Consider the following 12022-nt stretch of genomic DNA (forward strand, 5'->3'; position numbering starts at 1 on the left):
ATGGAGTGCGGTACGCTCCATGATCGGGATGTAAATTCCGCACTGAATATTCTTGCGCTCGGACATGAGCGTCTAGCAGTAGGAATCCCCGTCCTTTAGGTCGGGGAGGATGTCAAGCATGGTTATGTTGGGATTTCTGCTTTAGGTCGTACAGTGGTATGGACTAGGACGGATAGTGCGTCGTCCTAGTGGTTTATTTCTAAATATGTGAACCAGTTAAAATTCACTCTCATTTTAGACAGTCAAATATACATTTACCTTGTTGACTGTCTTCAAACATTAGAATAGATATATATAAATGAGATGGACCTGTTTTGCATTATGGAGCGTTTTATGCAAAAAAACTCACTCATGAATGGAATCATGGGAATTTCTTTGGCGGTGTTCTCAACTGGTGCTTTTGCTGTAACACCTGAAAGGTATTGGAAAAGCATTGACGACCGTACAGGCGAGCAGCTTTCATTTGTCGAAATAAAAAAGAAACCTGATACGACTTATACAGCAACCATTGTCTACCGTTATTCTGTTCTAGGTGGTGAGAATATACTGACCAACTGTGTTAAGTGCCCTGAAGTTTTCAAAAATAAACCCATTCTGGGTCTTCAGATCGCCTAGGGGTTAAAAGAAGACCCAAAGAACCCAAATCACTATATTGACGGTCGTGTTTTAGAGCCTAAAACAGGAAATATCTATGAAGGTAAGGCACAACTCAGTGCTGATGGCAAGCGTATACGTATGCGTGGTTATATGGGAATCTCTGTTTTGGGGCGTACCGTGGTCTGGATTCGGACGGAACATGCAAATCCATAAAACTTCGAACTGGGGCGTCAAAGTGAGTTGATTTAAAAATGTGATAAGTTATATAAAATTGGTTGTATAAAGATAAATGTGTTTCTTTTTAAATGACGGGATTAATTATGCTAAATCGTGTGTTCATAAAAGGCATCGTGGGATGCTCTATTGCTTGCGCAAGCCTAACAACTTTTGCAGCCTCTATCGAAGGTTACTGGAAAAGTATTGAAGAACGTACAGGTGAACAACTGTCAATTGTTGAAATCCGTAAAGGAAACGATGGCAGATATCATGGAAAAATCGTTTATCGTTATCCGAACTCGCATGGTATTGCACTGACCAACTGCACCAAATGTCCAGCACCTTATACTAATAAACCCATTCTGGGTTTGGAGATTTTATCTGGATTTAGGGAAGATCCAAATAAGGCAAATGCTTATATTGATGGTCGAGTACTGGAACCTACATCTGGGAGAATTTATAAAGGTAAGGCTGTGGTGACTGGTGAAGGTAAACGCCTGCGCATGCGTGGTTATATGGGGGTGTCTGCATTGGGTCGTACCGTAGTCTGGATTCGTACAGATAAGGCAAACCCTTAATCTTATTTAAAAAAACCTCGAACCATTGGGATTCGAGGTTTTTTATTGGGTCAACTAAACGGGGCACGGTAGATTTTCGTCTTCCTCACCGATTTTTTTCGCGGCAATGAGTGCCTGCACTTTTTTGCTTGGTACTTTTTCTTTTCCAAGCACATCATAGGTATTCACGATATTGGTAACTTCTAAGGCGCTAAGATCAATACCCTCCGCTGATAAGAATACTGAAATCACATGATGATCAATGCCCGCGGCAGCAAGATCATGGATTGCCTTAATATTTTCTAGACGATACAAATGTGCTTTTAATTCCATAACAGTAGCCCTCGCTTGTTATTTTATATACCTACATTGGCATATATCATTAAGCAATAACCATGCACAAAATGTAAAAGTCTGGAAAAAAATGTAAATTGAGCGATGAAATGCAATTGCTTATGTAGTTTTTATTTAAGAATAGAAACCTATGTTGTAATTTTGTCTAAACTATCAGCATATTGACTCAATTTGATTTGAAAATGACAGAGTTTAGCTCAATAAAATTGTTAAAACTCATACGGGGTCTTAAAGACAGGCGGTATCAGTTGGCGTATGATCAAGTCATTACGAGTCTTGCCAACAAGACCATCAAAAAGACATGACCAAAGATAAGGAATACTGATGAACATTGCGGCACGACCTCCTGTACAGGCAGATCAAACCATTTATTTAAAAGATTATCAAAAACCCGCTTTTCTGGTTGAGTCGATTCATTTGGACATTCAGGTCTATGATGATCACACCATTGTTGATTCAACATTGGTTATGAAACGTCAGGCAGCGGGTGAGCTGGTATTGTTGGGTCGTGATCTGGAGTTACAATCCATTCAAATGAATGGACAGTTGTTGAATGCTGGTCAATATCAACTGGACAGTGAGCAGTTGGTGATCACCGATGCACCAGATCAGGTCATTTTGAAAATTCAAGTGGTGATTCACCCTGAGTCAAATACGCAACTGGAAGGTTTATACAAAGCGGGTGATTTATTCGTGACTCAGAATGAGCCCGAAGGTTTCCGTAAAATTACATTCTATCCAGACCGTCCAGATGTGTTGGCGGAGTTTACCACCCGTGTTGAAGCGGATAAAAAATATCCAGTATTACTTGCAAATGGTAACTTATTGGAAACAGGTGAAGTGGGAGAGGGGCGCCATTTTGCCATCTGGCAAGACCCGACCAAGAAGCCAAGCTATTTATTTGCCTGTGTGATTGGTGATTTAGCGGTACTGAAAGATCGCTATACCACGTCTGAGGGACGTGATGTTGCTCTGGAAATTTATGCGATTGAAAAAGATATTCCAAAATGCCATATCGCGATGGAAGCACTAAAGCATTCAATGCGCTGGGACGAAGAACACTATGGTCGCCCGTATGATCTCGATAACTACATGATTGTGGCAGTGAGCCAGTTCAATATGGGCGCAATGGAAAATAAAGGTTTAAATATCTTTAATACGTCTTGTGTGCTTGCTGATGAGGAATACACCACTGATGCAGCCATTATGCGAGTGCAGTCGGTGATTGCCCATGAATATTTCCATAACTGGACAGGCAACCGTATTACCTGCCGTGACTGGTTCCAGTTGTGTCTAAAGGAAGGTTTGACAGTTTTCCGTGACCAGTCTTTCTCTGAGGATTTACAGTCTGCGGCAGTCCAACGTATTGATGATGTAGCGGTGTTGAAGTCACATCAATTTCCTGAAGATGCAGGTCCATTATCACATCCACCACGTCCAGATCATTTTGTTGAAATCAATAATTTCTATACTGCAACGGTTTATGAAAAAGGTGCAGAAATTAACCGCATGATGGCGACTTTGCTGGGCAAGGAAAAATACCGTAAAGGAACGGACGAATATTTTCGTCGTCATGATGGTCAGGCGGTGACGGTGGAAGACTGGGTTGCCGCATTAAGCGCAGGGTCAGATGTGGATTTAACCAATTTCTTAACATGGTATAACCAGCCAGGTACACCAAAACTGGAAGCCAGAGGTGAATATGATGCGGTTGCACAGACCTATCGTTTAAGCTTCAAACAAAGCCTAAAAGCACATCCTAAATATCCAAATTTAAAAGCAGTGCCAATTCCTGTGGCCTTGGCTTTATTTAATGCCAATACAGGTGAGCAATATACTTTGCATAGCCCTGATCTGTTTGTGGATGATGTTAAAGATGGGGTGTATTTATTTGATCAGGATGAGGCGAGTATTGAATTTACAGGTGTGACTACACAACCTGTTGCATCGTTATTGCGTAATTTCTCTGCACCTGTCAATCTGGTGTTTGACTATTCAGATGAAGATCTTGCTTTCCTGATTCAGCATGAAACCAACGGTTTTAACCAATGGCAAGCCACACAAAACTTGCTGGAACGTATTCTTTTAGAAGAGCATAAGGTCGATGCCTATATTCAGGCGATTAAAAATACCTTGCCTGAATTGGTCAATAAAGATCCTTTGCTTGCTTCACGCCTGTTTGATGTACCAAGTGAAAACTATTTAGGTAGTCGTATTGATCAAGACTATGAGCCTGAATTGATTCGTGAGAAACGCGAAGCAGTGTTGGATCGGTTGGCTCGTGAGTTGGGTTCATTCTGGAAAGACACCTATCTATCTTTAGACCCAGAGATGCAAAAAGAGTTTTCTTTGGCGATGGGGGTGCGGGCGCTTAAAAATATCATGCTAAATATGCTGGCACGTCAGGGCGATGAGTCGGTATTTGATTTGGCTTATGCGCAGTATCAAAACACGGGCAATATGTCTGAACGTTTGGGGGCATTGCGTGTGCTGGTCTGCAATGATGCACCACAGGCTCAAGATGTTTTGGATGACTTCTATAATCGTTTTAAGGATGAAGCCTTGTCGCTGGATCAGTGGTTTAGCATTCAAGCATCCAATCCGAATGCGACTGAAGAAACCATCAAATATTTGACCCAGCATGTAGATTATGATTTGGGAACACCGAATCGTATCCGTGCAGTGAGTGGCGGTTTGTCAAATAACCCAGTGAATACGTGGAGCTTTGGTGTCGATCATTTTATTGAGCTTGCCGCTTATTTGGATGAGAAAAACCCAATTTTAGGTTCCCGTTTATTACAGGTACTTTCTCGCTGGTACACTTTGGCTGAGCCACAACGCAGTCAGGTACAGCAGGCATTGAAGGCGTTGCAACCGAAAGTGAAATCTAAGAATGTATCTGAAACCTTGAGCAGTATGCTAAACATTGAATAACACATTATTTTCGTCAGAAAGGATGCTGTCACAGCATCCTTTTTTATATGTTCTGGATTATCATTAGCTCACAGAAAGGATACTCATATTGTGGTGATACATGGCTTTGCGTCGCAAAACACCAGCGGATCGGTTGTTTTATGCCATTTTAGGATTGTCGTTGGCCCTTATTGCGGTCATCTATTGTGCGGTAAATCAGCCCAGTAGCCATTTACGCTTTGAAGTCAAAGAACGCCAAAAAATTTCGGTATTTGACGGGGAGCGATTGATATTACAGGATGTGGATTCAGTTGCGATTTCATCAGCAGGTGGGCAGAACCGAATACAGCTAAACGCAAATGACTTTACTGAAGATCCCCATTTTGTTGCAACCTATCCTGAGATGCAGCAATTTTTTATCAAGCAGAGCCAAGTTCATCAACTGATGAGCCAGCATCAGCACATATTTTTGCAGTCAGGCGATCATTCAAGCTCAACGCCATATCCTGTCAATATTCAGCCTAAACGAACACTTCGGGATTTACCTTTTGAGTTCTGGTTTCAGCTTGCTGTCAGTTCGATTGGGTTTTTACTCGGCTGTTGGATTTGGGCATTGCGTCCCAATGAAATCGCCCCGCGTGTTTTTGCCTTACTCAATGCGGCCTATCCAGTATTCGCCTTTTCCGCAGCCATCTATAGCACCCGTGATCTGGCTTTAAATGCCGAATTATTTCGGGTACTGGTCGCAATCAATACGGGTGGTGCATTGCTATATGGCTGTGCATTAATCAGTCTATTCCTGGTGTACCCAAAGCAGTTGATCAGAACCCAATGGTTGTGGGCAATACCGATATTTTTCTCTGGTTGGTGGTTGCTCGATACCTTATTTCTATTACCTGAACCAAGCATGGGGGGAGACTTACCCGTTACCTTACAAATGCTGAGCGCAATTTTATGTATGGTTTGGCAATGGCGGGCAAACCGACATGATCCACGGGCAAAAGTGGCATTGCGCTGGTTTGCCTTATGGATTCTGGTTAGTAGCGGCGCATTTGTATTTTTGGTTCAGAGCACCCAGCTACTTGATATTCAGCTGAATATGTCACAAGCCTATTCGTTCGGTTTCTTCCTGTTTGTGACCATTGGTATTGCGATTGGCTTAAAACGCTATCAGTTATTTAGTCTGGACCGTTGGGCATTCGGAATTCTGTACTGGCTGGCAGGAGCGATTTTACTGGTGTTGCTGGATGCCTTTCTGGTGATGATGTTAAGCCCACTTATGTCACTCAGTCTGGCTATCCTGATCTGTGGTCTGATTTGGCTGCCTGTCCGTGGCTGGCTACAGGCACGGCTGTTACAACGTAAAAAATTATCCGACAGCGAACTGTTTGAGCGAATCTTGCAGGTCAGCTTTGCGGTGAATGAGCAGGAACGCCAGTTACAGTGGAAAGCCTTGTTGAATGACCTGTTTCAGCCATTAAACCTTGAAATAAGTGAACACGAAAATAATAGCCAAATTGAAGATAATGGACTGGTGATGTATACCCCACAGGTGGCAGGACTGGCAGCGATGCGTCTCAGCTATCCGCAGCAAGGCCGCCGTTTGTTTAATGCCTATGACCAGCAACTGGTTCAGAATTTATTACCGTTTTTAGCTCAGGCAGTCGAGAGTCGGGTTGCCTATGACAATGGTGTGCGTGAGGAAAGACACCGTATCGCCCGCGACTTGCACGATGACCTGGGGGCAAAACTATTATCAGGTCTGTATCAGAACGATGTGGATCAAGCCAAGCAGGCCATTCGTCAGGCGATTGCTGAAATGCGTACCATCGTCAATGGTCTGTTGGGTACGGGTGTTGAGTTAAATATGGTTTTGTAGGAGTTTGAGCATGAGGTTGTGACCCGCCTGCAAAGTTGTGGGATAGAACTGAATTGGCAACAAAATCTTGGAGATGTACCCATCACCTTAAGTTATGCACAATACAGGCATTATATTTCTGTGCTTCGGGAAATCATCAGTAATATAATGAAGTATGCCAATGCCCAGAGTGTAATCATTGAGATTAGCTTGGTTGATTCACAACTGGTTTCTGTCATTTGTGATGATGGTAATGGTTTTGATGGTGAAACTAATCAGTCTGAGGGGAATGGGCTTAAAAACCTGAGGGAACGTGCAACTGAACTTTCAGCAACCTTGCATTTCCAAAGTCTGCCAGAGGTAAAAGGTTCAAGGGTTGAGTTGATCTTCCCATTATAGCGACTTTGGCAAAAAGCAATGGATGGTCAATATATAAATGGGTATAAACATGATTCGAACGGCATTGATTTTAGAAGATATACTGGAAGTCAATGCATGGATCAAACAGATGTTACTTGAAACCTTTGCAGGCATTCGTATCCAGCAGGTTTATAGTGTAAAGGAAGCAAAGCAGTCATTATTGTCACAACATTATGATCTGGCCTTGATTGATCTTTCCTTGCCTGATGGAAAGGGAACAGAGGTGATTGACTGGCTGGCACAACATTCTGTCAATACCCTGAGTGTGGTGGTAACAATTTTTGAAGATGACCAATATCTGTTTGAGGCCATTTGTCATGGTGCAAAAGGGTACTTGCTGAAAGACCTTGAACCCACTATATTTCAGCAGCATTTGAAAAACCTGATTGCTGGAATCCATGCCTTTTCCCCAAGCATGACGCAGAAACTACTCAATTATGTCAAAACACATGAACAGCTTAAGCAGCAAAAGCAACAGGCCATACAGTCGCTGACTTTAACCAATCGGGAAAAACAGGTGCTTGTTTATATTGCCAAGGGGCATCAGGTGGCTGAAATCGCCTACGAATTAAAATTATCTGGCCATACCATAAATGGCTATATCAAGACAATTTATCAGAAATTGCATATCTCCTCCCGTGCTGAAGCGGCACTGCTGGCACAGCAATATGGTTTAATTTGAGAGGTTTTGTTCTGCTAGGGCTTTCTTCTCTAGCCATGTCACGACATCTTCATTTTTGACACGGTCATAAATATCTTCAACTGAAATGCTTAAACCAATTGAGTTCAGTGTAATGTGATCTCCCAAATAGTAGAAATGAGATTGCCAGTTTTGACTACGACATACTACTTCAATCTCGGCAATACCCTGTTCAATCAGGATATATTCCTGTAGGGTCGGAATCTGTAGATACTTTTCACGTTTGATCACACGGTCAATCTGGCGCGTGGATTTAGACAATACCTCAACAATAATGGTCGGTGTTTCTGTAAAAACACTGTCATCTGCTAAATCTGAACAATCAACCAGTACATCAGGATAGAAATAACAGCTATCTACTTTAACTTTCATATCTCCGCTATAAGGCTGGCAGGTTTTTCCCTTTAAGTGTTGGTGTAATGCAGAGGAAATGTTGAGGGTAATTCTGTTATGCGCCGCTTTTGCCCCAGCCATTGCATAGACTTCGCCATGAATATATTCATGTTTAATATCAGTTAGCAATTCGCCATCAAGATAATCCTGTTCACTGACTGAAAGTGGGTAGGCATGATGAGGTGACATGGCAATAACTCATAATGATATAAATACAGCCTATACCTTAGCGTGTATGAAGAAGTATCACAACTCATTGAATATTCACATTGTAAACAAGTTTTTGAAGTCAAAATAGATTTTAGGCTATCCCCCCCTGAACTGGGGATACGCAGAAAACCCTAAAAACGTTACTGTCATCACGAAAGGGATGAAATAACGAATGGGGTTCGTATGTTAAAAAAAGTTTATTGAGTGCTTGTATTGCTGCCAGTGTTTTACTTACAGCATGTCATGATGACGATGATCAGCACAGTAATACATCTCCAACACCGACCACAACCTACAGTAATTTAGCTGGAACAGCAGCTGTTGGGGCAGCGATTAAAAATGCCAGTGTCACAGCGAGTTGTAAAGATGGCACTGGGTTTAAAAATGAGGTTAAAACCAATGAACAGGGGGAATGGTCAGGCCAGGTGGATAGCACTAAACTACCTTGTGCATTGGAAGTGAAAGCATCAGATACCCAAACCTTGCATGGTTACGCTGCAAAAGCGGGTAATGTCAATATCACGCCATTTACTGATCTTGCTCTGGCTTTGGCAAGCTCACAAACGCCAAGTGACTGGTTTAAAACCTATCAACCGATTTTAGAAACCACACTTAAAACTGCGGTAGATAATTTAACTAAACAACTCAGAGCAGATGGTTATGTATTACCAGAAAACTTTGACCTATTAACAACTAAATTTGCAATTGATGATGCATTTGATAAGGCTCTGGATGCTTTTGCGGCATCATTGGCTGCCAATCAAGCAACAATTAAAGACTACGCTGCCCTGATTGAGAAAGTAAAAGCAGGAGATGTGGCAGCAGTTCCTGATTTCGTTCCTGTAACTCCTGCCCCAGTAACAGAAACCTGTGCCAGCAAGAAACTACCTGTAGGCAAACTCAGTGATTTGACGAGCTATAGCGGTGATTACAGTGATAAAGGTACAGTGGTCTTGAATCTGGATGCAGCGACAGGAAAAGTTATTGCAAAAGGCACAACTGCAACCATTGCAGAAGTTTGCGGTGCAAACGTTCAGCAAAATGGGACAAATTATTATGTAATTACTGACAAGGGATATGTGACCCTATTTAAAGAGAATGCAGGTAAATATTCTGCGGAAAGTGCAGATTTTACAGGTTTTTATCCGAATAGCCGTAAAACCTCGGGGTTTAGCCCGAGGATATAAGGCTGCAATCCGCTAGTCCCCCTTGTGGGGATTAGCTAGGATTGCTAAAAACATTTGAATCTAGTAATCCATGTGCTATGATAATTACGTTGTATATTTTTAGTCAGCAGACTGATACAACACGAAAAAAACAGTTTTCCCCATTGTAATCCGTGCACTCTTTGCAATCCGAAAGGTAGGACTACATTGGAATAAGAAGCAGAGAACTATAGTATCTGTTTCGTGGCAGGACATTGCCATCTAGCAGTAGGAATCCCCGTCCTTTAGGTCGGGGAGGATGTCAAGGTGAAAAGACCACAGCCTCTCCACAACTTTGTGAATCAAATGGTGCGGATGATAAGCTTGGCTTTAAGAATGCCCCGCATGATTTCTGTAGCTTTAGTAAGGTGAGTTCGGTTGTAATTAAATCACCTGATATTTATACATTTTTTAATGCTGATAAAAAAGAAAATGTAAAAATCACGGTTGAAAATACAGTCGTAAAAACTGTTCAGGTTGAAAATAATCAATATGCGTGGGCATGTGGTGTGGGAACAAATCCTGCCTGTAATGGTGTTACCGTAAAAGATGGACAGATCAATTCAAAACCTGCAAAAAGCTTCTATTTTAATAATACTGTATTAAAAGCAGTCAGTGGGACAACGCAAGATCTAACAGTTAAAAATAATAGTCTGTTGATGCATTTAGATAACAGTCAGCAGACTACACCGACACCTGCTACAAGCTGTGCAAAGAGTACTAATCAATGGGGTTGTATCACCATTACTGGATTAGCTTCGCCATTGATATTCGAACATAACTCAGCTGTATGGGCGACACCAAGAGTTGGGCAGTTTAACGCATCTAATCAAACTGTAAATGTACAGTTCGCCCATAAAGCAAATTCACCACTAGAGGATGGTATAACGATTACCAAAGCTAATGCGACTGCTACTTATATCTCATTTGCACTAGGTTCAATAACTTGGTATCAATGTGGAACATATGCTTCGGAAACTTCTGTATGCCCTGGATTAAGTTTGGACACAGCAAACCGTACATTAACATTTAAAGATGTAAAACTTTCTCAACAAGCTGATCCAACGAAAATATTAACTGCTAATGGTATACTGAAATTTTAAAAATTCACTCTAATCTTAGCTGGGGCATCTATTGATGCCCTTTTTTATTTGACAATTAATATTGTCAAAAATGATATAAAAGCGATTTAAAAAAATGGATAGCTGAAATGGAAATAAAAACAATCACATTACCGACACGTCAAATTGAAGTTGAAGTGTATGCACCTGCATCAAGCTCCGAAAAAGCACCAGCCATATTACTGCTGCATGAGTTATTCGGCATTCTCGATGTTTACCGTGAAGATGCCCAAGACTTGGCTGATCGGGGCTATTTGGTTTATGTGCCTAATTTATTTAGTGGTGGTGCAGTCAAATATTGTATTCGTGCTATGGTGAGTAAGGCAGGACGTATCAATGCAGCCGACAGTGAAGTTAATCAGGAAATTCATGTATTACTCGATGCATTAAAGGCAGACCCAAGATCGAATGGTCGGTTAGGCATGTTAGGGCAGTGTTTAACAGGGGGTTATGTGATTCAGATGGCCAAGCGTGAGGATATGCTGGCACCTGTGGTTTATCATCATTCACTGGGTATTCAAGGTGCGGGTGTACCGAAAAAAGAACCTCTGGATAACATTCGCATTTTGCAGGGACATTGGTCAAACGTTGATCCATTCTGTCCAGCAACCAAGCGCAACAAATTGATTCAGGAACTGGGTGATCGGGTTGAAGCCTATACCTATAACATGCCACATGGTTTCCGCAGTGTCAGTCGGGGCCTACCTGAAGCAAAGGTAGTTTGGCAACGTACGATTGATTTCTTTGAGCGAGAATTAAAACAAAACACAATATAAATCATTGGAACAACAGGTTATTATTTACTGAAATTCATTTATAGAAATAAAAAAGTGAGGGGAATATATGTCTCAGCAATACGCATACGCGGGCTTCTGGATACGTTTCGGTGCTGCGATTATTGATTCAATCATTGTGATGGTTGCCATGATTCCATTAACCATGATTTTTGATGGTGGCAATACCACAGTTGCCTCTGATGGTTTTTCATCATTCCAATTTATGTCTACGGCAGACTGGATTTGGCAAATTCTCGCCGCAGTCTTTTATATTTTTTGCTGGATTAAATTTGCAGGAACACCGGGTAAGCGTCTGCTTCGATTAAAAGTGTTGGATGAAAAAACGGGTGAAAATGTGACTGTCGGGCAGGCTATCATTCGATACATTGGTTATATCCCAGCAACATTAGTCTTTTTTATTGGTTTAATCTGGGTGGCATTTGATGCGAAGAAACAAGGCTGGCACGACAAAATGGCAAAAACTGTAGTGGTAAGAGAGCTTTAATTTAGAGCGAAATTTTATCATGTAATAAAAAATTCATACGATAGGGCTTGTGAATCAATTCGCATGTCCTATAATGCCGTTGAGTTTATTCACGGAGATCCTAAATGGGAAGTTGTTCGAGGTTCGGGTTTAATAAAGGATTAAGCCAAAGCGAATACTGAGCAAGTGAGCTATTTAGGTCGGCTGTCTTGCAATGA

11 protein-coding genes and 2 pseudogenes are annotated in these 12022 nt (G+C 41.7%); 11 read left to right on the top strand and 2 right to left on the bottom strand.

Annotation, left to right across the window (positions count from 1 at the left end; translation table 11 throughout):
• The 3 genes and pseudogenes from F972_RS16555 to F972_RS05465 form a co-directional block, all read left to right on the top strand.
• Positions 1-99, top strand: a pseudogene (locus tag F972_RS16555) (RNA-guided endonuclease TnpB family protein); the annotation flags it as partial.
• Between the two features lie 234 nt (positions 100-333).
• A pseudogene (locus F972_RS15165) lies at positions 334-810 on the top strand (DUF2147 domain-containing protein).
• Positions 811-917: 107 nt separating this feature from the next.
• A complete protein-coding gene (locus tag F972_RS05465; protein ID WP_004680985.1) occupies positions 918-1391 on the top strand; it encodes a DUF2147 domain-containing protein in 474 nt (157 codons plus the stop codon).
• Between the two features lie 54 nt (positions 1392-1445).
• Here the strand turns inward: F972_RS05465 and F972_RS05470 are convergent, their stop codons facing one another.
• A complete protein-coding gene (locus F972_RS05470) occupies positions 1446-1703 on the bottom strand; it encodes a hypothetical protein (RefSeq protein ID WP_004680984.1) in 258 nt (85 codons plus the stop codon).
• Between the two features lie 345 nt (positions 1704-2048).
• Here F972_RS05470 and pepN point away from each other — a divergent pair, with 345 nt between their 5' ends.
• From pepN to F972_RS05490, 4 genes are all read left to right on the top strand, one after another.
• On the top strand, positions 2049-4658 hold the full coding sequence (gene pepN, locus F972_RS05475) for an aminopeptidase N (RefSeq protein ID WP_004680983.1): 2610 nt from the start codon (positions 2049-2051) through the stop codon (positions 4656-4658).
• 100 nt (positions 4659-4758) lie between these two features.
• Complete coding sequence (locus F972_RS05480) at positions 4759-6516, top strand: sensor histidine kinase (protein ID WP_004680982.1); 1758 nt, start codon at positions 4759-4761, stop codon at positions 6514-6516.
• 18 nt (positions 6517-6534) lie between these two features.
• A complete protein-coding gene (locus F972_RS05485; RefSeq protein ID WP_004680981.1) occupies positions 6535-6894 on the top strand; it encodes a sensor histidine kinase in 360 nt (119 codons plus the stop codon).
• A 49-nt stretch (positions 6895-6943) separates the two neighbouring features.
• Positions 6944-7597: a response regulator transcription factor gene (locus F972_RS05490; RefSeq protein WP_004758257.1), complete on the top strand. Its 654-nt coding sequence runs from the start codon at positions 6944-6946 to the stop codon at positions 7595-7597.
• On the opposite strand, the gene F972_RS05495 is transcribed toward F972_RS05490, so the two are convergent.
• Positions 7589-8197, bottom strand: coding sequence for a Uma2 family endonuclease (locus tag F972_RS05495; RefSeq protein WP_004677877.1), 609 nt, complete (start codon positions 8195-8197; stop codon positions 7589-7591). The genes F972_RS05490 and F972_RS05495 overlap by 9 nt on opposite strands.
• A 221-nt stretch (positions 8198-8418) precedes the next feature.
• Between F972_RS05495 and F972_RS05500 the strand changes: the two genes are divergently transcribed.
• From F972_RS05500 to F972_RS05515, 4 genes are all read left to right on the top strand, one after another.
• Positions 8419-9405: a hypothetical protein gene (locus F972_RS05500; RefSeq protein WP_004769209.1), complete on the top strand. Its 987-nt coding sequence runs from the start codon at positions 8419-8421 to the stop codon at positions 9403-9405.
• 233 nt (positions 9406-9638) lie between these two features.
• Positions 9639-10526, top strand: a complete 888-nt coding sequence (locus tag F972_RS05505) for a hypothetical protein (protein WP_004769211.1) — start codon at positions 9639-9641, stop codon at positions 10524-10526.
• A 107-nt stretch (positions 10527-10633) separates the two neighbouring features.
• On the top strand, positions 10634-11320 hold the full coding sequence (locus F972_RS05510) for a dienelactone hydrolase family protein (protein ID WP_004769213.1): 687 nt from the start codon (positions 10634-10636) through the stop codon (positions 11318-11320).
• Between the two features lie 67 nt (positions 11321-11387).
• Positions 11388-11825: an RDD family protein gene (locus F972_RS05515; protein ID WP_004769215.1), complete on the top strand. Its 438-nt coding sequence runs from the start codon at positions 11388-11390 to the stop codon at positions 11823-11825.
• Positions 11826-12022: the final 197 nt, after the last annotated feature.

The organism is Acinetobacter sp. CIP 102529 (genome assembly GCF_000368325.1).
GTDB classification, from domain to species: domain Bacteria; phylum Pseudomonadota; class Gammaproteobacteria; order Pseudomonadales; family Moraxellaceae; genus Acinetobacter; species Acinetobacter parvus.